Origin of the sequence: Streptomyces sp. NPDC059009 (genome assembly GCF_042740175.1) — a bacterium.
Lineage (GTDB): Bacteria > Actinomycetota > Actinomycetes > Streptomycetales > Streptomycetaceae > Streptomyces.
This window is the reverse complement of record NZ_JBHYJB010000009.1, coordinates 188683-211806: the sequence shown is the minus strand read 5'-3', so window position 1 is coordinate 211806 and position 23124 is coordinate 188683. Positions and strand designations below refer to the sequence as shown.

At 72.8% G+C, this 23124-nt stretch carries 19 protein-coding genes; 3 read left to right on the top strand and 16 right to left on the bottom strand.

Annotated elements, in window-relative coordinates:
- Positions 1-44: 44 nt before the first annotated feature.
- The 9 genes from ACFWYM_RS11790 to ACFWYM_RS11750 all read right to left on the bottom strand — a co-directional run bounded on the left by ACFWYM_RS11790 (position 45) and on the right by ACFWYM_RS11750 (position 11049).
- Complete coding sequence (locus ACFWYM_RS11790) at positions 45-3548, bottom strand: trypsin-like peptidase domain-containing protein (protein WP_384833845.1); 3504 nt, start codon at positions 3546-3548, stop codon at positions 45-47.
- A gap of 240 nt (positions 3549-3788) precedes the next feature.
- Entirely contained in the window at positions 3789-4694 is a 906-nt protein-coding gene (truB, locus tag ACFWYM_RS11785) for a tRNA pseudouridine(55) synthase TruB (protein ID WP_384833843.1), read from the bottom strand.
- Positions 4694-5146 (bottom strand): 30S ribosome-binding factor RbfA, encoded by a 453-nt coding sequence (gene rbfA / locus ACFWYM_RS11780; protein WP_384833840.1) that lies wholly within the window; start codon positions 5144-5146, stop codon positions 4694-4696. The genes truB and rbfA overlap by 1 nt, the downstream gene beginning before the upstream one ends.
- 33 nt (positions 5147-5179) lie before the next feature.
- Positions 5180-5476: a DUF503 domain-containing protein gene (locus ACFWYM_RS11775; protein WP_384833837.1), complete on the bottom strand. Its 297-nt coding sequence runs from the start codon at positions 5474-5476 to the stop codon at positions 5180-5182.
- A gap of 242 nt (positions 5477-5718) precedes the next feature.
- Entirely contained in the window at positions 5719-8817 is a 3099-nt protein-coding gene (gene infB, locus ACFWYM_RS11770) for a translation initiation factor IF-2 (protein WP_384833835.1), read from the bottom strand.
- A gap of 146 nt (positions 8818-8963) precedes the next feature.
- Positions 8964-9254, bottom strand: coding sequence for a YlxR family protein (locus ACFWYM_RS11765; RefSeq protein ID WP_384833832.1), 291 nt, complete (start codon positions 9252-9254; stop codon positions 8964-8966).
- A 120-nt stretch (positions 9255-9374) separates the two neighbouring features.
- Positions 9375-10379: a transcription termination factor NusA gene (gene nusA / locus ACFWYM_RS11760; RefSeq protein ID WP_384833829.1), complete on the bottom strand. Its 1005-nt coding sequence runs from the start codon at positions 10377-10379 to the stop codon at positions 9375-9377.
- A 2-nt stretch (positions 10380-10381) separates the two neighbouring features.
- Positions 10382-10879 (bottom strand): ribosome maturation factor RimP, encoded by a 498-nt coding sequence (gene rimP / locus ACFWYM_RS11755; protein WP_384833826.1) that lies wholly within the window; start codon positions 10877-10879, stop codon positions 10382-10384.
- Positions 10876-11049 (bottom strand): hypothetical protein, encoded by a 174-nt coding sequence (locus ACFWYM_RS11750; RefSeq protein ID WP_384833823.1) that lies wholly within the window; start codon positions 11047-11049, stop codon positions 10876-10878. Before ACFWYM_RS11750 ends, rimP begins: the two co-directional genes overlap by 4 nt.
- A 68-nt stretch (positions 11050-11117) precedes the next feature.
- Here ACFWYM_RS11750 and ACFWYM_RS11745 point away from each other — a divergent pair, with 68 nt between their 5' ends.
- From ACFWYM_RS11745 to ACFWYM_RS11735, 3 genes are read left to right on the top strand one after another with little or no spacing between them, the layout of a single operon-like run.
- Positions 11118-11666, top strand: a complete 549-nt coding sequence (locus ACFWYM_RS11745; RefSeq protein ID WP_384833820.1) for a hypothetical protein — start codon at positions 11118-11120, stop codon at positions 11664-11666.
- A complete protein-coding gene (locus ACFWYM_RS11740) occupies positions 11663-12124 on the top strand; it encodes a ferritin-like domain-containing protein (RefSeq protein WP_384833817.1) in 462 nt (153 codons plus the stop codon). Before ACFWYM_RS11745 ends, ACFWYM_RS11740 begins: the two co-directional genes overlap by 4 nt.
- Positions 12125-12150: 26 nt before the next feature.
- Entirely contained in the window at positions 12151-13065 is a 915-nt protein-coding gene (locus tag ACFWYM_RS11735) for an aminoglycoside phosphotransferase family protein (RefSeq protein WP_384833814.1), read from the top strand.
- Between the two features lie 136 nt (positions 13066-13201).
- Here ACFWYM_RS11735 and ACFWYM_RS11730 read toward each other — a convergent pair whose 3' ends face one another.
- From ACFWYM_RS11730 to ACFWYM_RS11700, 7 genes are all read right to left on the bottom strand, one after another.
- Positions 13202-14896, bottom strand: coding sequence for a proline--tRNA ligase (locus tag ACFWYM_RS11730; protein ID WP_384833811.1), 1695 nt, complete (start codon positions 14894-14896; stop codon positions 13202-13204).
- A gap of 82 nt (positions 14897-14978) precedes the next feature.
- A complete protein-coding gene (locus tag ACFWYM_RS11725; protein ID WP_384833808.1) occupies positions 14979-15530 on the bottom strand; it encodes a GNAT family N-acetyltransferase in 552 nt (183 codons plus the stop codon).
- 121 nt (positions 15531-15651) lie between these two features.
- The gene (locus tag ACFWYM_RS11720) at positions 15652-16500 is read right to left on the bottom strand and encodes a GNAT family N-acetyltransferase (protein WP_384833805.1); all 849 of its coding nucleotides are present in this window, start codon (positions 16498-16500) and stop codon (positions 15652-15654) included.
- A gap of 242 nt (positions 16501-16742) precedes the next feature.
- Positions 16743-17900, bottom strand: coding sequence for a flavodoxin-dependent (E)-4-hydroxy-3-methylbut-2-enyl-diphosphate synthase (ispG, locus tag ACFWYM_RS11715; RefSeq protein WP_384833802.1), 1158 nt, complete (start codon positions 17898-17900; stop codon positions 16743-16745).
- Positions 17901-18109: 209 nt separating this feature from the next.
- Positions 18110-19411 (bottom strand): M50 family metallopeptidase, encoded by a 1302-nt coding sequence (locus ACFWYM_RS11710; protein WP_384833799.1) that lies wholly within the window; start codon positions 19409-19411, stop codon positions 18110-18112.
- Complete coding sequence (gene dxr, locus ACFWYM_RS11705) at positions 19408-20673, bottom strand: 1-deoxy-D-xylulose-5-phosphate reductoisomerase (protein WP_384833796.1); 1266 nt, start codon at positions 20671-20673, stop codon at positions 19408-19410. Before dxr ends, ACFWYM_RS11710 begins: the two co-directional genes overlap by 4 nt.
- Before the next feature lie 452 nt (positions 20674-21125).
- The gene (locus ACFWYM_RS11700) at positions 21126-23063 is read right to left on the bottom strand and encodes an acyl-CoA dehydrogenase family protein (protein WP_384833793.1); all 1938 of its coding nucleotides are present in this window, start codon (positions 23061-23063) and stop codon (positions 21126-21128) included.
- Positions 23064-23124: the final 61 nt, after the last annotated feature.

Sequence of the window (23124 nt, the reverse complement as noted above, 5' to 3'; positions counted from 1 at the left end):
CACGTGCGCACGGGCTTGCGGGCCCGCCGGAATCCGGGTGGAGCTTACGCCGGGACCCGCTCCCCGGCGAGGCCCTCGATCGTACGGCGGGCGCTGGGCCCGACGAGGGCCGCCCACTCGGCGGGTTCGGCGGCGATCCAGCGGGCCAGCGTGGCGGCGAACTCCGGTGTGCCACGGCCGAGTTCGACCAGGGTCCGGTCGAAGCGGGCGGCCCCTTCGGGGGTGCGCACGAGCAGCAGCCCGGTCCGCCGGACCAGCGCGCACCCGGCGCCCCCTTGCTCCTCTTCGCCGCCGCGGCGCGCGGCGGTCCGCAGCACGCCGGCCAGGACTTCGGGGTCGGACTCCTGGGCCAGAAGGGCGTCGAGCAGCTCGGCGCGCAGCGCGCGCGAGGCGGGGGTGCCGGCCGCCGCGAGGACGGGCGCGAACGCCGCCCGCACCGGCGCCGGCGCGCCCCGCAGCAGCCCCACCACGAGCGGCTGCAGCACGGCCCGGGCGCCGGGCCCCTGCTCCAGGCGCCGGTCGAGATAGGCGGCGGCGTCCCCGGCCCGCTCGGGACAGTGCTCCAGCACGTCCCGTACGAGGGTGGCGACCCGGCGGGCGAGCGCGGGCGTGGTCACCTCGGCGAGACACCGCAACAGGCCCCCGGCGTCGGCGCCGCCCGGGCCCTGCGGCTCGGTGAGCCGGTCGCGGAAGGCGGCGAGGACGGGCTCGGGGTGGGTGGGCAGCGCGGCGGCGAGCGCGGCGGGCAGCTGTGGGTCCCCGGCGGCGAAGCGCCGCAGGGCCCGCGGGAGATAGCCGGACCGGGTCTGCGGGTCGCGCACGAGGAGGGCGAGGGCGGCGCCGTGCAGGGGCTCGGCGGCGGGCCGGGCGAGGAGGGCGAAGGCCGCGTACCGCAGCAGCTCGCGGTCGGCGGTGGTCCGGGTGTGCGGGGCGGCGCGCAGCCCGTAGGAGACGGCGGCCACCTGGCGCGCGGGCCGCTCGTCGTGGGCCCAGCGGTCGACGGCGCGGCAGAGCGCGGAGGTCTCCTCCTCGGCGAGGACGGTGAGGAGCTCGTCGGCGCGAGCCCCGGACGAGGCGTCGCAGTCGACGAGGGCTTCGGTGAGGTCGTCGATGGCGTGGTGGCGGTGGGTGTGGAGCAGGGCCTGCGCGGCGGAGGCGACGGTGGCCTCGGGGGTCGCGGGCAGCGGCCGCTCGTCGCTGAACCAGCGGGCGAGCTGGGGCTGCACGGCGGCCGGGTCGGCGGCGAGCAGCTCGGCGACGGCGTCGAGGCAGCGGTGCGGGGTCCCGGGCGGCCCGTCGCTGAGCACGCCGCGCCGCAGCAGCTCGAACCGCTCGGCCACCGGGAGCCGCACCTCGAGCCAGTACCAGGCCCCGAACGCGGCCCGGTCGGCGAGCCGCCCGAGCACCCCGAGATACGGCCGCGCGTCGGCCACCCGCAGCAGCACCTCCCCCACGAGGTGCACGGCCCACCACCGCGCACCGTCCGCGTCGCCCGCGCCCTCCTCCCCGAACCCCTCCAACGCATCCACCAACTCCTCCAGCCGGAACGCGAGTTGAGCGGCCCCCCGCTGCCGCTCCAGCAACAGCAGCGCCTGGATGACCGGCCCGATGCGGTGCGGCGGAACGGGGAGCGAGAGGTCGTCCCCGTCCCTCCCCGCGTCGCCCTCCCGATAGCGGTGCACCAGCGACCCCAGCGCCGTGTCGAGGTCGAGGTGCATGCCCTGGATCCAGTCGGCCAGCTCCTCGTGCGTGAAGCGGAAGCCGGAGCCCGCCGGGACCAGGAGGCCCTCCGTGAGGACCGCGGAGGCCCAGCCCGTACAGCCGTAGCCGCCGCGCCCCGGCAGCGCGCCCCAGGGGAAGACTTCCTCGAAGGACTCCCGGTCCAGCTCGCCCTGGCCGGGGCCGAGGCAGCGCCGCGCCGCCTCGTGCACCTGCCCCGACACCTTGGCGGCGAGGCGCCGCACGGCTGTCCCCCGCAGCCCGTTCGCCGCCGCGAGCCGCACCGCCACGCGCAGGCAGAGCAGGTCCAGGTAGGCGGCGAAGATCTCCGCGCGGCCCGGCCGCCCGGGCGGCGGCGCCGCGTCCGGCAGCGCGGCCCTGACCTCGGACAGGAGCCGCAGCGCCAGCGGATGGCGGGCGTCGGCGTCGGCGAGCGCCCCGTCCGGGACGCCGTGGCGCGCGCGGGCCCGCCCGGCAAGCTCCGCGGGCAGGTCGCCGAGGCGTACGCAGCCCGGCAGCCGCGCCAGGACGCCACGGCCCGGCTCGTCGCCGTGCAGCAGCTCCGCCGGGAAGTGCGCTCCCGCCCGCTCCCAGTACTCGGCGCGGCACGCCACCACGAGCCGCGCCCCGGTCTCCCGCAGCCAACTCCCCGTGCCCTCGCTCCAGTCGGCGAGCCGGTGAGCGAGCACGGGCGGCATCTCCTCGGGCCCGTCGAGCAGCAGGAGCAGCGGCCGCCCGGCGTCCCGGACGAGCCGGGCGACCCGGCCCGCCGAGATGTCCCCGAGCCCCGGCCCGGCCCTCGTTCCGGCCCTCGTTCCGGCCCCGGCCTCGGCCCCCGCCGCGCCCTCGGCGGCCGCCAGGATCCGCCCGGCCCGCTCCAGGGCCCGCTCCACCGCGTCGGCCACAGAGGTGTCGGTGACCCTCAGGTCGGCGCCGCGCAGCCAGAGCGTGGGCGCGGGTGCGGCGCCCTGGGCCCGGCGGGCGGCGAGGGCGGCGAGCTCGGTGGTGCGGCCGGTGCCGGGGTTCCCGACGAGGCCGAGCACATGCGCGGATCCACCCGCCCCAGCCGGCCCGCTCGGCCCGCTCCCGAAATTCGTGAACTCCCGTGCCGTATCGGCCCGTTCGACCGGCTCATGGCTCAGCCGCGGCCCGTCGGAGCCGAGCGAGGTGGCCGTCAGGTGCAGCGCGCCCGCGAGATTGAGGTCGGCGCCGTACGCGGGGACGGTGGCCGCGTTGCGGGCGAGGAGCTCGGCGAGGGGGCCGTCCGGGTCGGCGGCGGCCGCGCCCAGGAGCGGCACGGCACAGCCCGCGGACCGCGGGGCGGCGGGCCCGCCGTGGGGCTGGGGCAGAAGCGCGGTGCCGAGGACGGCGAGCACGGCGCCCGTCGCCGCGTCGACGACCGGGCCCCCGGCGGCCCCGCCGCCGAGCCGCAGCGCGTCGGCGCCCTCCGTGCCGATCGCCAACTCCATGGCGGAGTCGAGCAGATGGAAGCGGTCCGTCGCCGTGTAGGTGACCGGGGCCGCGCCGAGCACCCGCGCCTCGCGCCAGCCGCACGCGGCGATCCGCACATAGGTCCCGGCCGCCACGACGGGGCGCACCGTGACGGGCAGCGGGCGCAGCCCGAGCCCCTCGGTGCGGACCAGGGCGAGATCGGCCCCGGGCAGGGCGGTCACGGCGTCGGCGGACACCACGCAGGTGCGCTCGCCGGGGGCGTGCAGGACGAGCCGGGCCAGGCCGTCGACCGTCTCATGACTGGTGATCACGGTGCCGTGCTCGTCGGCGGCGAAGCCGCTCCCCCGCGGCCGCCCGGCCAGATCGCATATCCGCACCAGCGTCACTCGAACTCGAACCTCCCCACGGTGCCCCTGAGTTGACCGTAGGTCGGCCGTGATCAGCCGGACAGGACGCGAGCCGAACGCGCCCCCTTCCGCACCCGCGGTTCACTCCGAGCGCCTGCCTGAAGGGGTGAATGGGCGAGGGCCGGTGGATACACCTTGAGATGGGGGGAAGCGTGGGGCGGCGCCCAGGTGTCCGCCGCCCCACGACGCCCGTTCACCGGGCGGCAGGCATCAGCCGAAGACGGCGAGGCTCTTCGCCTTGCCCTTGGACTCCTCGGCGAGGACCAGGAAGCGCCCCTCCGGGTCGAAGACCCCGACGGGCCCGACGCCCGCGTACTCCCCGGGCATCTCGAGACGCACACCGTTCGTCAGCAGCCGCGCCCGCTTCTCGTCCACGTCCCAGCGCGGGAAGGCCGCGACGGCCGCCTCGGCGACCGGCATCACGGTCAGCTCCTCCTGGAGCTGGTCGAGGGTCCTGGCCGCGTCCAGCTTGTACGGCCCGACGCGGGTGCGGCGCAGCGCGGTGAGGTGCCCGCCGACGCCCAGATCGGCGCCCAGGTCGCGGGCGAGCGCCCGGATGTACGTCCCCGAGGAGCAGACGACGGAGACGACCAGGTCGAGCACGGGCGTCCCGTCCTCGGCGACGGCGTCCCGGATGTCGTACACGGTGAACGAGGAGATCGTCACCGGCCGGGCCGGGATCTCGAAGTCCTCGCCCGCGCGGGCGCGCGCGTACGACCGCTTGCCGTCGATCTTGATGGCGCTGACCTTGGACGGCACCTGCATGATGTCGCCGCTCAGCTTGGCGATACCCGCGTCGATCGCGTCCCTGCGGACTCCGGAGGCATCGGCGGACGAGGTGATCTCGCCCTCGGCGTCGTCCGTGATGGTGTTCTGGCCGAGGCGGATGGTGCCCAGGTACTCCTTCTCGGTCAGGGCGAGATGACCGAGGAGCTTGGTCGCGCGCTCGACGCCGAGGACGAGGACACCCGTGGCCATGGGATCGAGGGTGCCCGCGTGCCCGACGCGGCGGGTCCTGGCGATCCCGCGCATCTTGGCGACCACGTCGTGCGAGGTGAAGCCGGCGGGCTTGTCGACGATGACAAGCCCGTCCGGCGTCTTGCCGGTGCTGCTCATTACTGGGCGTCGCCGCCCGTCTCGTCGTCCTCGCCGGGCTTCTTGTACGGGTCGGCCTCGCCCGCGAAGTCGGCGCCCGCGGAGACCTCCCGCACCTTGGCGTCGGAGATCCGGGCCTTGTCGAGGAGGTCCTCGATGGCCCGGGCGTTGTCCGGCAGGGCGTCCGCGACGAACGCCAGGGTCGGGGTGAACTTCACGCCCGCCGCCTGGCCGACCGCGGAGCGGAGCACGCCCTTGGCGCTCTCCAGGCCCGCGGCGGCCGCCGCGCGCTCCTCGTCGTCCCCGTAGACCGTGTAGAAGACGGTCGCCTCCCGCAGGTCACCCGTCACCCGGGTGTCCGTGATGGTCACATGCGAACCGAGCCGGGGGTCCTTGATCCCCCGCTGCAGCTTCTGGGCCACCACCTCTCGGATGAGGTCCGCCAGCCTTTTCGCCCGCGCGTTGTCGGCCACTGCTCCGTCTCCTTCTTTGCCTTGCTGGGTCGTTCAGTCGTCATCGTCGCCGTGGAGCCTGCGCCGTACGGAGAGCAGCTCCACCTCGGGCCGGGCGGCGACGAGCCGCTCGCACCGGTCCAGCACTTCGGTGAGGTGCCCCGTGTCACCGGAGACCATCGCAAGACCTATCTCGGCCCTGCGGTGGAGGTTCTGGTGTCCGGTCTCCGCCGCGCTCACCGCGTACTTGCGCTGGAGCTCGGCGACGATGGGCCGGACGACGGAGCGTTTCTCCTTCAGCGAGTGAACATCGCCGAGGAGCAGATCGAAGGACAGTGTCCCCACATACATGCGTTGCCGGATGTCCCGCCGGTTCGGGGTCTGTGAGCCCTGCCGGTGATTGGCAGGGACACAAGAACCGTACAACGAAGACTCTGCCCGCTCGACGGGGTTTTGTCGGGCCCACCCAGCCCGTCCGGCGATTGAGGACGAGGCCGTTCAGGCCGAAAGCGGGGGTCTGGGGGCGGTAACCCCCGGAACGGCGCGCTGGCCGACGGGAAGCATCTCCCGTCGGCCAGCGCACACCACAAGCGTTAAGCCCGCGGCTTCTCCCGCATCTCGTACGTCGCGATGACGTCGTCGACCTTGATGTCGTTGAAGTTGCCGAGGTTGATACCGCCCTCGAACCCTTCGCGGATCTCGGTGACGTCGTCCTTGAAGCGACGCAGGCCCTCGATGTTGAGGCTCTCCGCGATGACCTTGCCATCGCGCAGGAGCCGGGCCTTGGTGTTCCGCTTGACCTCGCCGGAGCGGATGAGCACACCCGCGATGTTGCCGAGCTTGGACGAGCGGAAGACCTCGCGGATCTCCGCGGTGCCGAGCTCGACCTCCTCGTACTCCGGCTTGAGCATGCCCTTGAGGGCCGCCTCGATCTCCTCGATGGCCTGGTAGATCACCGAGTAGTAGCGGACGTCGACGCCCTCGCGCTCCGCCATCTGCGCGGCACGGCCGGCCGCACGGACGTTGAAGCCGATGACGATCGCGTCGGAGCCCATCGCCAGGTCGATGTCCGACTCGGTGACGGCACCCACACCGCGGTGCAGGACGCGGATGTCGACCTCTTCGCCGACGTCCAGCTGGAGCAGGGAGGACTCCAGGGCCTCGACGGAACCAGAAGCGTCACCCTTGATGATGAGGTTGAGCTGCTGGATCTCGCCGGCCTTGAGCACCTTGTCCAGGTCCTCGAGCGAGACGCGGCGGACGCGCTTGGCGAACGCGGCGTTGCGCTCACGGGCGGCACGCTTCTCGGCGATCTGACGGGCCGTACGGTCCTCGTCGACGACCAGGAAGTTGTCGCCGGCGCCCGGGACGTTGGTGAGACCGAGCACGAGAACGGGGGTCGACGGACCCGCTTCCTCGACGTTCTCGCCCTTGTCGTCGAGCATCGCGCGGACGCGGCCGTAGGCGTCACCGGCGACCATCGTGTCGCCGACGCGGAGGGTACCGCGCTGGACGAGGACGGTCGCGACGGCGCCGCGGCCCTTGTCGAGGTGGGCCTCGATCGCAATACCCTGCGCGTCCTGCTCCGGGTTGGCCCGCAGGTCGAGCGAGGCGTCCGCGGTCAGGACCACGGCCTCGAGCAGGGAGTCGATGTTGAGGCCCTGCTTGGCGGAGATGTCGACGAACATCGTGTCGCCGCCGTACTCCTCGGCCACCAGACCGAACTCGGTGAGCTGACCGCGCACCTTGGTCGGGTCGGCACCCTCGACGTCGATCTTGTTGACCGCGACCACGATCGGCACCTCGGCCGCCTTGGCGTGGTTCAGCGCCTCGATCGTCTGCGGCATCACACCGTCGTTGGCCGCGACCACGAGGATCGCGATGTCGGTGGACTTCGCACCACGGGCACGCATGGCGGTGAACGCCTCGTGACCGGGGGTGTCGATGAAGGTGATCGCGCGGTCCTCGCCGTTGACCTCGGTCGCGACCTGGTAGGCACCGATGTGCTGGGTGATGCCACCGGCCTCGCCCGCGACCACGTTGGTCTTGCGGATCGCGTCGAGGAGTCGGGTCTTACCGTGGTCGACGTGACCCATGACGGTCACGACCGGCGGACGGGACATGAGCGCCTCTTCGCCGCCCTCGTCCTCGCCGAACTCGATGTCGAAGGACTCGAGCAGCTCACGGTCCTCCTCCTCGGGGCTGACGATCTGAACCTGGTAGTTCATCTCGTCGCCGAGGAGCTGCAGCGTCTCGTCGGAGACGGACTGCGTGGCCGTGACCATCTCGCCGAGGTTCATCATGACCGCGACGAGCGACGCCGGGTTGGCGTTGATCTTCTCCGCGAAGTCGGTGAGGGAAGCACCGCGCGACAGGCGAACGGTCTCGCCGTTGCCGCGAGGCAGCATCACGCCGCCGACCGACGGGGCCTGCATGGCCTCGTACTCCTGGCGCCTCTGCCGCTTCGACTTGCGACCACGACGCGCCGGACCGCCGGGACGGCCGAACGCACCCTGCGTGCCACCACGGCCACCGGGACCACCCGGACGACCGCCGAAGCCGGGACGGCCGCCGAAGCCGCCGCCACCACCGGGACGACCGGCACCGCCGCCGCCACCCGGACCACCGGGACGGCCGGCGAACCCGCCGCCACCGCCGCCGGGACGACCCGCGAAGCCGCCACCACCGGGACGACCGCCGCCGCCCGGACGACCGCCGCCGCCGGGACCACGGCCACCGCCGGGGCCACCACCGGGACGCGGGCCCGCAGCGGGACGCTGCGGCATCATGCCCGGGTTCGGACGGTTACCACCGGGGCCGCCGCCGGGACGCGGAGCGCCGCCCTGCGGACGGGGCATGCCGCCCGGGGTCGGACGGGCGCCGCCCTGACCCTGCGGACGGGGAGCGCCACCGGGACCGCCCTGGCCGCCGGGACGCGGGGCACCACCGGGGCCACCCTGGCCACCGGGACGCGGGGCGCCGCCCGGACGGGGCGCCTGCGGGCGCGCCATGCCGGTGGAGCCACCAGAGGTGAACGGGTTGTTGCCCGGACGCGGGCCCGCGGGACGGGCACCGGGACGCGGGGCACCCTGGCCGCCGGGGCGCGGAGCGCGCTCAGGACGGTCGCCACGGCCCTGACCCTGACCACCCTGACCGGGAGCCGGACGGCCACCGGGCTTGGGGGCACCGGGGCCGGGACGGGCGCCGCCGGGGCGCGGGGCCGCCGGGGACGCCGGCTTCTCGGCCGCGGGAGCGGCCGGAGGCGCGGTGAACTCCGGAGCGGCCGGGGCCGCCGGAGCCGGCTTGGGCGCGGGCGGCTTCGGGCCCGGCGTGGGACGCGGACCCGGGGTGGCCGGGGAGGCCGGAGCCGGGGACGCGGGCTTCTCGGCCGCGGCGGGCTTGGGCGCCGGCGGCTTGGGGGCAGCCGGACGCGCGGCCTGCGCCGGCGAGGGCGCGGCCGGGGACGCCGGCTTGGGGGCGGCCGCCTTGCGCGGGGCCGCGGGCTTGGCGGGGGCGGCCTTGCCGTTGCCACCGCCCTGGTTCAATGCGTCAGTCAGTTTGCGTACTACCGGCGCCTCGATCGTCGAGGACGCCGAACGTACGAATTCACCGAGTTCTTGGAGCTTGGCCATGACGACCTTGCTCTCTACGCCGAACTCCTTGGCGAGTTCGTATACCCGGACCTTAGCCACTTCGCTCCTTTTAGGTCCGGGTTACGCCGGACCGTCGCTACTTCATGGGCGTACTCATCGCGTACTCATCGAGTGCTCATCGCAATCTCGACCTACTTCCAACTCGCGAGGTACCTAGGCCGCACGGCGGTTCCGCACGGCGCTTCTTACGGTGTTGCCTGTTCGGCAACGGTCTCGACAGCCCGGCGCACATCCGCGGTGTCGAGCGGTCCCTGGACCTTGAAGGCCCGGGGGAACGCCCGGCGGCGGACCGCCAGATCAAGACAGACCAGGGCGGGGTGTACATAGGCACCCCGGCCGGGCAGCGTACCGCTTGGATCGGGGGCGCATTCGCCCCCGGTCGCCACGATCCGCAGAAGATCGCTCTTGGCCGCTCGCTCCCGGCAACCCACGCAGGTTCGCTCAGGGCAGGCGCGGGCGTGCGTCCGGCCAGACACGCTTAAGTCTACCTCCCCGCACCGACCTCACCCCTTTGGGGCAAAAATCGAACGGCTGTTGTCTTGATCAGTTCCGACGGGCTTGATCGCTTCGGCGGGCAGGCCGGAGCGACCCGGCCCCTACTCGCCTGAACCAGCGGACTCCGGCGTTTGTTCCGTGTCCGGCCGGATGTCGATGCGCCAGCCCGTGAGCCGGGCGGCGAGGCGGGCGTTCTGGCCCTCCTTGCCGATGGCGAGCGACAGCTGGTAGTCGGGCACCGTCACGCGCGCGGAGCGGGCCGCGAGGTCCACGATCTCCACCTTGCTGACCCGCGCCGGGGAGAGCGCGTGGGCGACCATCTCGGCCGGGTCCTCGGACCAGTCCACGATGTCGATCTTCTCGCCGTTCAGCTCGCCCATGACGTTGCGCACACGGCTGCCCATGGGGCCGATGCAGGCGCCCTTGGCGTTGAGCCCCGAACGGGTCGAGCGGACCGCGATCTTGGTGCGGTGGCCGGCCTCACGGGCGATGGCGGAGATCTCCACCGAGCCGTCGGCGATCTCCGGCACCTCGAGCGCGAAGAGCTTCTTCACCAGGTTCGGGTGCGTGCGCGAGAGCGTCACGGACGGGCCGCGCACACCCTTGGCCACCCGGACCACATACGAGCGAAGCCGCATCCCGTGCGGGTACTCCTCGCCGGGGACCTGCTCCTGCACCGGCAGGATGGCCTCCAGCTTGCCGATGTCCACCAGGACGTTCTTCGGGTCGCGGCCCTGCTGGACGACACCGGTGACGATGTCGCCCTCGCGGCCCGCGTACTCGCCGAGCGTCGCGTCGTCCTCCGCGTCCCGCAGGCGCTGCAGGATGACCTGCTTCGCCGTGGTCGCGGCGATGCGTCCGAAGTCCGACGGGGTGTCGTCGAACTCCTTGGGCTCCTGGCCCTCTTCGAGGTCGGCCGGGTCCTCCGTCGCCCACACCGTTACGTGGCCGCTCTCGCGGTCCAGCTTGACGCGCGCGCGGCGGAAGCTGCCGTCGGTGCGGTGGTAGGCGATGAGGAGAGCGGACTCGATCGCCTCGACAAGGAGGTCGAAGGAGATCTCCTTCTCCCGTACCAGACCCCGCAGGGCGCTCATGTCGATGTCCACGGCTACGCCTCCTCTTCCTTCTTGTCCTTGCGGTTGAACTCGACCTGGACACGCGCCTTGTCGATCTCGTCGAAGGCCAGCCTGCGCGCGGTGGGCTTGCGGCCCTTCACGCCGGGCACCTCGAGGTCGAGACCGTCCTCGTCCACCGTCAGGATCCGGGCGACGAGCTCGCCGCCCGCGGTCAGCTGGAACTTCACCAGGCGGTCGACGGCACGCACATAGTGGCGGTGCTGGGTGAGGGCGCGCTCCGCGCCGGGGGAGCCGACCTCCAGGTCGTACTCGCCGTCGCCCATCGCGTCCGTCTCGTCGAGCTTCGCGGAGAGCGCGCGGCTCACATCCGCGATCCGGTCCAGATCCACGCCGTCCTCGGAGTCGACGACGACGCGCAGCACGCGCTTGCGGCCGACCGAAGCCACTTCGATCTCCTCGAGATCGAGGTCCTGGGAGCTGACGAGCGGTTCCAGCAGTTCTCGCAGCCTCTCGCTCTGGGTGGTGCTCATCCGGGTGACTCCTCGGCCGCGTGTGCTGTTGTGGGATCGTCGCGTGTCAGGTCAAAGGGTATCCGGTCGCGAAGGGTGTTGCTGTCCACCGTACGGGCGCGAAGGCGGCGCAGCACGGGAGTGCCGAGCCGCTCGCGGGCGGCGGCCGTGCCCGCAGGTACGGTGATCACCGGGTCCGTCCGGGTCCCCGCTCTTCCCGTCTGCGCCTTCTGGCCTTCCTGCTCCGAGGACGTCTGCCGTGCCGTCGCATCTCACCCCCTCGTGGTCCCGCTCAAGGCCGCGCCGAAGGAGTCTGCTCACCGGGGCGGCCGGGGCCGCCGGGACCGCGCTGCTCGCGGGCTGCTCCGGCGCCTCCGGCCCGGACGCGGACGAGCGCCCCTCCGCCGCCCGCCGCCTGCGCGGCCGCGCCGTCCAGGACAGCACCGAGCTGCTCGCCCGCTACGACGCCGTCCTCGCCGCCCACCCCGGGCTGCGCGCGCGGCTCGCGCCGCTGCGGGCTGAAGTGGCCCGGCACAAGGCGGCGTTCGCGGAGGGACTCCCCGCGGAGACTCCGTCGTCGGGCCCCGCAGGGCCGTCCGCGTCGCCGCCCACCGCCGCCTCCCCCGCGCCGTCCGTGCCGGGCGACGAGAAGGCCGCCGCGCGCGGCCTCGCCGCCGCCGAGCGGGAGCTCTCCGACCGGCGCGGCACGGCCCTCCTGGACGCCCCGCCCGAGCTGGCCCGGCTGCTCGCCTCGGTCGCCGCGGCGGGTGCCGCACACGCGTATCTGCTGACGGAGGGCGCCAAGTGAGCGAGAAGAAGAGCGAGTTGAAGGCCGTGCAGGCCGCGCTCGCCGCCGAGCACGCGGCCGTCTACGGCTACGGCGTGGTCGGCGGCCGCATCGGCGACGGCCGCAGGGCCGAGGCGCGGACGGCGTACGACGCCCATCGCGCCCGCCGCGACGAGCTGCAGCGGGCCGTGCGCGACCTGGGCGCGGAACCCGACGCGGCGTCGGCCGCGTACGCACTGCCGTTCCCGGTGCCGGACTCGGCGGCCGCGGTGCGGCTCGCGGCGGACCTGGAGGACCGGGTCGCGGGCGTCTACTCCGACCTCGTACGGGCCGCGACCGGCTCCCGGCGGGCGGACGCGGCCGCCGCGCTGCGGGAGGCGGCGGTGCGTGCGGCGCGGTGGCGCGGCGGGAGCGTAGCCTTCCCTGGTCTCGCCGAGCGGGCCGCCAAGCCGGGCGCGCCCGCGTCGCCGCAGACTTGATCAGCTTGGAAGGGAACAGCTCACGCATGGCTTTCGAACCGCCTCCGCGCCTGGTGCGCGCCCTCGGCGAGGCACACCGCGAGGCGGCCGACCCCGGCACCGACACCTGGCTGGCCACACTGCCGGAGCTGACCCGACAGGCCGTACAGGAACGGGAGTTGACCGTCGAGCGGGTGCAGGTGCCGGGCGGCCGGAGCAGCCTCGTGCTCCTCGTGCGGCGGCAGGACGGCACCCCCGCGGTCCTGAAGCTGGTGCCGCCGCGCTCCCGCCCCGACAGCGAGCGGGCCGCGCTCGCGCACTGGGGCGGGCTCGGGGCCGCGCGGCTCCTGGACGACGGCGGGCCCTCGGCGGACGGCTCCCTGCTCATCGAGCGGCTGCACAGCGACGTCTCGGTGCGCTCCCTGCCCGAGGCGAAGGCGCTCCTCGAAGCGGCGGGCACCCTGCGCCGCCTGTGGGTCGCTCCCCCGCCGGACCACCGCATCGAGACGGTCGCCGAGCGGACGGGGCGGCAGGCCGAGGCGATGGCCGCGTCGTCGGACGCGGAGGTCGCACCGCTGGTGGAGGCGGCCCTCGCGGCCCGGGACGAGCTGCTCGCCGCCCCGGTGGAGGAGCGGCTGCTGCACGGCACCTTCCGGCAGAGCAAGGTGCTCGCGGGTGACCGCATGCCCTGGCACGCGGTGGGGCCGGACCCGGTGGTGGGAGAGTGCGCGTTCGACCTGGCGCGGCTCGTGCGGGACCGGGTGGAGGACCTGATCGCCTCGCCGTCGGGTCCGTCGATCACGCGGCGGCGGGTGAAGCGGCTCGCGGAGTCGCTGGACGTGGAGCAGGAGCGGTTGCGGGGGTGGACATTGTTCCGGGCCGTGGAGTCGGGGGTGCGGGCCCGACGGGTCGGGAGGGAACAGGACGCGGAGTTGCTGCTGGAGTTCGCCGGGTGGCTGTAGAGGGCTTCTCTCTTTCCCCGGTCCCGCCCCCTAGACCCCCGCTATCGGCCTGAACGGCCTCGTCCTCAAACGCCGGACGGGCTGAAAATGGGGCGCTCCCCCTGAAGGGAGCGCCCCATCATCGTCCGGGCAGCCGTCAGGCGGTGAGGCGGGCGATGGCCTCGTCGACCGGGAGTTCCTCGCGCTCGCCCGTGCGGCGGTCCTTCAGCTCCAGCACGCCCTCGGCCGAACGGCGGCCCGCCACCAGGATCTTGGGGACGCCGATCAGTTCCGCGTCGGTGAACTTCACGCCCGGGGAGACCCCGGCGCGGTCGTCGACCAGGACGCGCACGCCCGCGGCGGACAGCTTCTCGGAGACCTCCAGGGCCAGCTCCGTCTGGAGCGCCTTGCCCGCGGCCACCACGTGGACGTCGGCGGGGGCGATCTCCTTCGGCCAGCACAGGCCCTGGTCGTCGGCGTGCTGCTCGGCGAGGGCGGCGACGGCGCGGGAGACGCCGATGCCGTACGAGCCCATGGTCACGCGGACCGGCTTGCCGTTCTGGCCGAGGACGTCGAGCTGGAGGGCGTCGGCGTACTTGCGGCCCAGCTGGAAGATGTGGCCGATCTCGATGGCGCGGTCCAGCTTGAGGCCGGTGCCGCAGGAGGGGCAGGGGTCGCCCTCCTCGACGACCACGACGTCCACGTAGGCGTCGACCTCGAAGTCGCGGCCCGCGACGACGTTCTTCGCGTGCACGCCGTCCTTGTTGGCGCCCGTGATCCAGGAGGTGCCGGGGGCGATGCGCGGGTCGGCGAGGTACTTCACCTTGCCCAGGCCCTGGGGGCCGACGTAGCCGCGTACGAGATCGGGGCGGTCCGTGAAGTCCTCGGCGGTCACCAGCTCCACCGCGGCCGGGGCGAAGTGCGCCTCGACCTTGTCCATGTCGACCTCGCGGTGGCCGGGGACGCCCACGGCGACGATCTCGCCGTCGACCTTGACCAGGAGGTTCTTGAGGGTCGCGGAGGCCGGGACGCCGAGGTGGGCGGCGAGCGTCTCGATGGTGGGGGTGTCGGGGGTCGGGATCTCCTCGAGGGCGGGGAGGTCCTCGGCGGACACCGGCTTCAGGGCGAAGGTGATCGCCTCGGTGTTGGCGGCGTAGTCGCAGTTCGGGCAGTCGGCGAAGGTGTCCTCGCCGGCGCCGGCCGGGGCGAGGAACTCCTCGGACTTGGAGCCGCCCATGGCGCCCGCGGTGGCCGCGCAGATGCGGTAGTCCAGGCCGAGGCGCTCGAAGATCCGCTGGTACGCGGCGCGGTGCAGCGCGTACGACTCGGCGAGGCCCTCGTCGGCGGTGTCGAAGGAGTACGAGTCCTTCATCTGGAACTCGCGGCCGCGCAGGATGCCCGCGCGCGGACGGGCCTCGTCGCGGTACTTGGTCTGGATCTGGTACAGGATCACCGGCAGGTCCTTGTAGGACGAGCACTGGTCCTTGACGAGCTGGGTGAAGATCTCCTCGTGGGTCGGGCCGAGGAGGTAGTCGCCGCCCTTGCGGTCGTTGAGGCGGAACAGCTCGGGGCCGTACTCCTCCCAGCGGCCGGTGGCCTCATAGGGCTCCTTGGGCAGGAGGGCCGGGAGCAGGACTTCCTGGGCGCCGATGGCGTCCATCTCCTCGCGGACGACCCGCTCGACATTGGCGAGCACCTTCTTGCCGAGCGGCAGCCAGGACCAGACACCGGCGGCGGTGCGGCGCACGAACCCGGCGCGGACGAGGAGCTTGTGGCTCAGGACCTCGGCGTCCGCCGGGTCGTCGCGCAGTGTCTTGACCATCAAACGGGACATGCGCTGGACCTGGGCCATGATCGTTAACTCCTGCTGCGTAAGGACGAGATGTCCAGGAGGTTAGCCGGGGGCCGGGTGCGGGTGGAAATCGGTTCCCGGGTCAGGGGGCCGGGGTGCGGCGGTGCAGGGGCAGGTGGGCGCCCATCACCGCGTACGGCTTGGGGGCGCTCGGGAACAGGACCTGGCGGGCGAGGTCGCCGTAGCCGAGGGCGCGGTACAGGGCGCGGGCGGGGCTCTCCGTGTCGATGGCGGAGAGGATGGAGCGGGGCTGGTCGGCGCCGTCCGTGATGGTGGTGATGAGGGCGCGGCCGACGCCGCGGTTCTGGTAGCCGGGGTGGACGTGCAGCTCGGTGATGACGAAGGCGTCGTCGAGCCAGCCGTCCAGGTTCTGGCCGCGCAGATACGGCTCGACGACGGTGGACCACCAGTGGCCGCGGTCGTTGGGCATGCCGTAGACGAAGCCGACGAGCCGGCCGTCGCGGGTGGTGGCGCCGAGGGCGCGGGCGCCGGGGTAGGTGATGTGGCGCAGCACGATGGTGCGGCGCACGGTGACCTCGTCGTCGCCGAGCCCGAAGGCGAGGGCCTGCACGCGCAGCGCCTCGTCCACACGGGCGGCGAGGTCGAGGGGCCCGATCACCACGTCGTCACTCATGCGCCGAACCCTAGACGAGTAAGTCCGAACCCGCGTCGTCCGCCCGGAGGGCGGGCGCGGGTTCGGACTTGCTCGTCTGAACTCTCCGACCGGGGCGTACGCGCCGCTCGGAACAGGTCGCTCAGAACAGGACGCTCATGAACGCGCCGACCTCTTGGAAGCCCACGCGCCGGTAGGCCGCCCTGGCCGCCGTGTTGAAGTCGTTGACGTAGAGGCTGACGACGGGGGCCACGTCGGCGAGGGCGTAGCGCAGGACGGCCGCCATGCCGGGGGCGGCGAGGCCGCGGCCGCGGTACTCGGGGGCCACCCAGACGCCCTGCACCTGGCACGCCTGCGCGGTGGCGGCGCCGATCTCCGCCTTGAACACCACCCGGCCGTTCTCGTCGAGGCGCGCGAACGACCGCCCCGCGCCCACGAGTTCGGCCACCCGCGCCTGGTAGAGCAGGCCGCCGTCGCCGGCCAGCGGGGAGACGCCGACCTCTTCGGTGAACATCGCGACGCAGGCCGGCATGATCGTGTCCATCTCGTCCTTGCGGACGCGGCGGACGTACGGGTCGGGGGCGACGCCCGCCGGGAGCCGGTCGGTGACCATGAGCGGCTGGTGGGCGCGGACCTCGCGGGCCGGGCCCCAGCTCGGTTCGAGCAGCTGCCAGAGCTGGGCGGTGGTTTCGGCGGGGCCGACGATGGAGGAGCAGCGGCGTCCGGCCCGGCGGGCGCGGTCGGCGAAGCCGCGGACGGCGCGGGGGGTGGCGCAGATCGGGACGAGGTTGGCGCCCGCGTAGCAGAGCGACTCCAGCATGCCGTCCTCGTACCAGCCCCACATCTCGCCGCCGAGGCGCCAGGGGTCGAGGCCGGCGATCTTGACGCGGGCCGTGACGAAGGCGTTGGCGACCGGCTCGCGGTCGAGCACGGCGAGCGCTGCGTCCAGGTCACTCGGTTCGAGGACCCTGGTGGTGGTCTGCGTCAACACGGGGGGGCCTCACCATACGGTCTGCTGATCTCCGCACCCTACCTGGCGGGGGCGCCTTGTGCCCTGGGGGCGCCTGAGCAGTTGTCCGGCCGACCGTTCGTCGTGGTGTTTTCGCCGCTTCGCGGCGGGATTTCCCCACCCGCCCACTCGTTGCTCTGCGACCTTCCGCACTCCAGGGCAGGAACGCGAAGGTCCCGCCGCTGTTCCGCGACGGGACCCATGGGGCGTACGAAAAGAAGGCGTCAGCCCGCGACCGAGACCTGCGGCTCGCCGGAGGCGATTCCGTCCTTCTCCATCTGCTCGGCGATCTTCATCGCCTCGTCGATGAGGGTCTCCACGATCTTCGACTCGGGGACCGTCTTGATGACCTCGCCCTTGACGAAGATCTGGCCCTTGCCGTTGCCGGAGGCGACGCCGAGGTCGGCCTCGCGGGCCTCGCCGGGGCCGTTCACCACGCAGCCCATGACGGCGACGCGGAGGGGGACCTCCATGCCGTCCAGGCCCGCGGTGACCTCTTCGGCCAGCTTGTAGACGTCGACCTGGGCGCGGCCGCAGGAGGGGCAGGAGACGATCTCCAGGCGGCGCTGCTTCAGGTTCAGCGACTCCAGGATCTGCATGCCGACCTTGACCTCTTCGGCCGGGGGCGCGGAGAGGGAGACGCGGATGGTGTCACCGATGCCCTCGGAGAGGAGGGCGCCGAAGGCCACCGCCGACTTGATCGTGCCCTGGAAGGCGGGGCCGGCCTCGGTCACGCCGAGGTGCAGGGGGTAGTCGCAGGCCGCGGCGAGCTGGCGGTAGGCGTTGACCATCACGACCGGGTCGTTGTGCTTGACCGAGATCTTGATGTCGCGGAAGTCGTGCTCCTCGAAGAGGGACGCCTCCCAGAGGGCGGACTCGACGAGGGCCTCCGGGGTGGCCTTGCCGTACTTCTTCAGGAGGCGGGCGTCCAGCGAGCCTGCGTTGACGCCGATGCGGATCGGGGTGCCCGCGTCCTTGGCGGCCTTCGCGATCTCCTTGACCTTGTCGTCGAACTGCTTGATGTTGCCCGGGTTGACGCGCACCGCGGCGCAGCCCGCGTCGATCGCCGCGAAGACGTACTTCGGCTGGAAGTGGATGTCGGCGATCACCGGGATCGAGGACTTCCGGGCGATCGTGGCCAGCGCGTCCGCGTCGTCCTGCGTGGGGCAGGCGACGCGCACGATCTCGCAGCCGGAGGCGGTGAGCTCGGCGATCTGCTGGAGCGTGGCGCCGATGTCGGACGTGCGCGTCGTCGTCATCGACTGCACGGAGATCGGTGCGTCACCGCCGACGGCCACCGAACCGACCTGGATCTTGCGGCTGACCCTGCGGTCGGCGAGCTTGGTCGGTACGGACGGGATTCCGAGCGAAACGGCAGTCATCTGGCGAGCATCCCCAAGAGTGTGGATCACTAGGTGTGGATCAAGGAGTGTCGATCAAGGTCGATCCGGAGATCGGCGGGCTGGATCGGCGGGCTCCGGGTTTCGAGATTACGGCACCCGCGGAGGGCCCAGCACACCCCGTCCCAAAGTCCACCCAATGGTGGGCGGCCGACCACAAAGCATGGCCGACCGCCGCAAACACCGCGTAACTAGGAAATTCTCACTGGGTTAACCACGTCCGCGATGAGCACCAGGATCGTGAAGCAGATGAAGATTCCGGCCACCACATAGGCGACCGGCATCAGCCGCGCCACGTCGAACGGGCCCGGGTCGGGCCGCCTGAGGACCTTGGCCGTGGTGCGGCGCAGGGACTCCCAGACGGCGCCCGCGATGTGCCCGCCGTCCAGGGGCAGCAGGGGCAGCATGTTGAACAGGAACAGCGAGAGGTTGAAGCCCGCGATGAGGAACAGCATCATCGCGATCTGGTTCTCCGGCGGGATGTCCAGGGTGAACACGTCGCCGCCGACGCGGGCCGCGCCGACCACGCCCATCGGGGAGTCCTGCTTGCGCTCGCCGTCACCGAACGCCGCGTCCCACAGGTCGGGGATCTTGGAGGGGAGCGCGATGATCGACTCGACGCCGTTCTCCATCATGTCGCCCATGCGGTTCACGGAGTCGCCGAAGGACTGCTGGACGATGCCGCTCGCCGGGGTGAAGCCGAGGAAGCCCGCGTAGACGTACTTGCCCTCGACGTAGCCGCCGTCCCCGTCGGTCTTGCTGACCTGGTTCCTGATGAGGTTGGCGTGCAGGTCCAGCTGCTTGCCGTCGCGCTCGACGGTGAGGGTGGCCGGGCCGACGGTCTCGCGGATCTTGGACTGCAGCGCCGACCAGTCGTCGACGGGCTTGCCCTGGAAGGCGACGATCTTGTCCCCGGCCTTGAGGCCCGCGGCCTTGGCGGGCGCCTGCTTGTCGCCCTTCTCGCACGTGGTGCGGTTCTCGCTCTGCTGGATGACGCAGTCCGAGACCTTGCCGACCGAGGTCGTCTGGGTGCTGATACCGAACGTCATCATCACGCCGAGGAAGATCGCCACGGCGAGGATCAGGTTCATGAACGGGCCCGCGAACATCACGATCACGCGCTTCCACGGCTTGCGCGTGTAGAAGAGGCGGGACTCGTCGCCCGGCTGGAGCTCCTCGAAGGCCGCCGAGCGGGCGTCCTCGATCATGCCGCGCCAGGGAGAGGTGGAGCGGGCCTCCAGCTTGCCGTCCGGGCCCGGCGGGAACATGCCGATCATGCGGATGTAGCCGCCGAGCGGGATGGCCTTGATGCCGTACTCGGTGTCGCCCTTCTTGCGCGAGAAGATCGTCGGCCCGAAGCCCACCATGTACTGCGGGACGCGGATGCCGAACATCTTGGCCGTCGACAGGTGGCCCAGCTCGTGCCAGGCGATCGAGAACAGCAGCCCGACCACGAAGACGACTATGCCGAGGATCATCATCAGGGTCGTCATGCACGGGCCTCCGCGGTCGCCTTCGCCGTCAGTTCGCGGGCCCGGGCGCGTGCCCAGGTCTCCGCTTCGAGGACGTCCGGGACGGTCAGGGAGGTTCCCTTGCGCGGGGTGCCGTGCTCGGCGACGACCTCGGTGACGGTCTCCATGATTCCGTTGAACGGCAGCGCGCCCTTCAAGAACGCGTCGACGCACTCCTCGTTGGCCGCATTGAACACCGCCGGAGCCGTGCCCGCGAGCTCCCCGACGTGCCGGGCGAGCCCGACCGACGGAAACGCGTCGGTGTCGAGCGGGAAGAACTCCCAGCTGGACGCCTTGGTCCAGTCGAACGCCGGGGCCGCGTCCGGGACCCGCTCGGGCCAGCCGATGCCGATGGCGATCGGGCCGCGCATGTCGGGCGGGGTCGCCTGCGCGAGGGTCGAGCCGTCGGTGAACTCCACCATGGAGTGCACGTACGACTGCGGGTGGACGACGACCTCGATGCGGTCGAAGGGGATGTCGTACAGCAGGTGGGCCTCGATGACCTCGAGTCCCTTGTTGACGAGCGTCGCCGAGTTGATGGTGATGACCGGGCCCATCGCCCAGGTGGGGTGGGCGAGGGCGTCCTCGGGGGTCACATCGGCGAGTCCGGCCTTCGTACGTCCCCGGAAGGGGCCGCCGGACGCGGTCACCACGAGCTTGCGGACGTCGGCGCGGGTGCCTGCGGCGAGCGACTGGAAGAGGGCCGCGTGCTCGGAGTCGACCGGGATGATCTGCCCCGGCTCGGCGAGCGCCTTGACCAGGGGGCCGCCGACGATCAGCGACTCCTTGTTGGCGAGCGCGAGGGTGCGGCCCGCTTCGAGGGCGGCCAGCGTGGGGGCCAGGCCGATGGAGCCGGTGATGCCGTTGAGGACCGTGTGGCAGGGCGAGGCAGCGAGTTCGGTGGCGGCGTCGGGGCCCGCCAGGATCTCGGGGAGCGGCTCGCCCGCGTACTGCCCGCTGAGCGCCTCCCGCAGCGCCGGCACGACGTCCTCGCGGGCGACCGCGACCGTGCGGACCCGCAGCTGCCGGGCCTGCTCGGCGAGGAGGCCGACCCGGCCGCCCGCGGCGGAGAGGCCGGTCACGCGGAAGCGGTCGGGGTTGCGCAGCACCAGGTCGATGGCCTGCGTGCCGATCGACCCGGTGGAGCCGAGGATGACGAGGTCCCGGGGGCCGGAGGTGCCGGAGGGGGCCGCGGGTTCGAAGACCAGATGCGGGTCGGCGAGGGGGGCTGGGCTGTCGCTCATCCCCCCATTCTTGCCTGGCCGCCGAGCGGATTGGACAGGGCGCCCCGGATCCGGTCTGTCGGAGTCGTGCTGGGGGGCGTGGGCGCCGGGGGTCCAGGGGTGGCGCCCGCGCCGGGTGCGGGGGTGCCAAGTGCGGGCGCCGGGGGCTTCCGGGCCGCCGGGCTCGCCGAGGTCACCGGGCAGGGCGCGCAGGAAAGGCGTGATGCCACGTTCGAGGAGCGCGCGGCGCCAGGCGTCGCGCGCCCGCTCCACCTCGTCGGGTACGGACCCGTACCCGCCCCGCCCGCGGCGCGCACAGTGAACTGCCGCCCTGCCGCAGGGCGGTGACGAGCAGGGCGACCACGGCGGCCTCGGGGGCCCGTGCGGCGCTCGTACGGGACCACGGGGACCGCCGCTCGGTCGTAGGGCCGGGGGCCGTCGTGGAGAGGGCTTCGCGTACCGGGTGGGCCGGGTCAGCGGATGGGGCGGTGGACGTTCTCCTTGGTGGAGGGGCCCGGGGTGGCGTCGGCGATCCAGGGGCCCTCGCCGCTGGGGTCGACGACGCCCTGCTCCAGCCAGGTGTACGTGCCCGACAGGACGCCCTTGACGACCTTGCGGTCCAGGTCGTCGGTGTTGGTCCACAGGCGGCCGAAGAGCTCGTCGACGCGGATGCGGGACTGCCGGCAGAAGGCGTCGGCCAGCTGGTACGCCTCGCGGCCGTACTCCTCGGTGGTGCGCAGGAGTTCGGCGCGCACACAGGCCGCGCTCATCGCGAAGAGCTCCGCGCCGATGTCGACGATCCGGCCGAGGAAGCCCTGCTTGGTCTCCATCTTTCCCTGCCAGCGCGACATGGCGTAGAAGGTGGACCGGGCCAGCTTGCGGGCGCAGCGCTCCACGTAGCGGAGGTGGCCGGAGAGGTCGGCGTGGCCCGCCGGGTGGAACTCCGCGTACGAGCGCGGGAGTTGGCCGGGGCCCGCGACCAGCTTCGGCAGCCAGCGGGCGTAGAAGCCGCCCGCCTTCGCGCCCGCCCTGGCCTTGTCGGACAGGGACTTGTCGGGGTCGATGAGGTCGCCCGCGACCTTCAGGTGGGCGTCGACGGCCTCGCGGGCGATGAGGAGGTGCATGATCTCCGTCGAGCCCTCGAAGATGCGGTTGATGCGCAGGTCGCGCAGGATCTGCTCGGCGGGGACGGCGCGTTCGCCGCGCGCCGCGAGGGACGCCGCGGTCTCGAAGCCGCGGCCGCCGCGGATCTGGACCAGCTCGTCGGCCATCAGACAGCCCATCTCGGAGCCGTACAGCTTGGCGAGGGCGGCCTCGATGCGGATGTCGTTGCGGTCCTCGTCGGCCATCTGCGAGGACAGGTCGACCATGCCCTCCAGGGCGAACGTGGTCGCCGCGATGAAGGAGATCTTGGCGCCCACCGCCTCGTGGAACGCGACCGGCTTGCCCCACTGCTCGCGGGCGCCCGTCCACTCGCGGGCGATCTTCAGGCACCACTTGCCCGCGCCGACGCAGGTGGCGGGGAGCGAGAGGCGGCCGGTGTTGAGGGTGGTGAGGGCGATCTTGAGGCCGGCGCCCTCGGGGCCGATGCGGTGGGCGGCGGGGACGCGGACCCGGTGGAAGCGGGTCACGCCGTTCTCCAGGCCGCGCAGGCCCATGAAGGCGTTGCGGTTCTCGACGGTGACGCCCTCGGCCGCCGCCTCGACGACGAAGGCCGTGATGCCGCCCTTGTGGCCGTCGGACTTCGGGACGCGGGCCATGACGACGAGGAGGTCGGCGACCACGCCGTTCGTCGTCCACAGCTTCACGCCGTCCAGGACGTACGCGTCCCCGTCCGGCACCGCGGTGGTGGCCAGGCGGGCCGGGTCCGAGCCCACGTCCGGCTCGGTCAGCAGGAAGGCGCTGATGTCGGTGCGGGCGCAGCGCGGCAGGAACGTGTCCTTCTGCTCCTGGGTGCCGAACAGCTTCAGCGGCTGGGGGACGCCGATCGACTGGTGCGCGGAGAGCAGCGCGCTGATCGCGGGGCTCGCGGAGCCGACGAGGGCGAGCGCCTTGTTGTAGTAGACCTGGGTCAGGCCGAGCCCGCCGTACTTCGTGTCGATCTTCATGCCGAAGGCGCCGAGCTCCTTGAGGCCGCCCACGACCTCGTCCGGGATGCGGGCCTCGCGCTCGATGCGGGCCGAGTCGATCTTCGTCTCGCAGAAGTCCCGGAGCTTGGTGAGGAACTCCTCGCCGCGCCGCGCGTCCTCGTCGGCGGGCAGCGGGTGCGGATGGATCAGGTCGAGCCGGAAGCGGCCGAGGAAGAGCTCCTTGGCGAAGCTCGGCTTGCGCCAGTCCTGCTCGCGGGCGGCCTCGGCGACCTGGCGCGCCTCGCGCTCCGTGACCCGTGGGGTGTCCTGTGGTGCGGTCATGAGGGGTTCTCCTCGCCGCGGTCGGATGGGGGGAGCACCGCCGTTGCCGTTACCGGGCGGT

Excerpts from the sequence above, each read along its gene's own strand:
- ACFWYM_RS11735 (WP_384833814.1), top strand. The coding sequence starts at position 12,151 with ATGGCTTTCGAACCGCCTCCGCGCCTGGTGCGCGCCCTCGGCGAGGCA.
- ACFWYM_RS11730 (WP_384833811.1), bottom strand. The coding sequence starts at position 14,896 with ATGGCCCAGGTCCAGCGCATGTCCCGTTTGATGGTCAAGACACTGCGC.
- ispG (WP_384833802.1), bottom strand. The coding sequence starts at position 17,900 with ATGACTGCCGTTTCGCTCGGAATCCCGTCCGTACCGACCAAGCTCGCC.
- ACFWYM_RS11710 (WP_384833799.1), bottom strand. The coding sequence starts at position 19,411 with ATGACGACCCTGATGATGATCCTCGGCATAGTCGTCTTCGTGGTCGGG.
- dxr (WP_384833796.1), bottom strand. The coding sequence starts at position 20,673 with ATGAGCGACAGCCCAGCCCCCCTCGCCGACCCGCATCTGGTCTTCGAA.
- rimP (WP_384833826.1), bottom strand. The coding sequence starts at position 10,879 with ATGAGCACCACCCAGAGCGAGAGGCTGCGAGAACTGCTGGAACCGCTC.
- ACFWYM_RS11700 (WP_384833793.1), bottom strand. The coding sequence starts at position 23,063 with ATGACCGCACCACAGGACACCCCACGGGTCACGGAGCGCGAGGCGCGC.
- ACFWYM_RS11775 (WP_384833837.1), bottom strand. The coding sequence starts at position 5,476 with ATGTATGTGGGGACACTGTCCTTCGATCTGCTCCTCGGCGATGTTCAC.
- ACFWYM_RS11725 (WP_384833808.1), bottom strand. The coding sequence starts at position 15,530 with ATGAGTGACGACGTGGTGATCGGGCCCCTCGACCTCGCCGCCCGTGTG.
- truB (WP_384833843.1), bottom strand. The coding sequence starts at position 4,694 with ATGAGCAGCACCGGCAAGACGCCGGACGGGCTTGTCATCGTCGACAAG.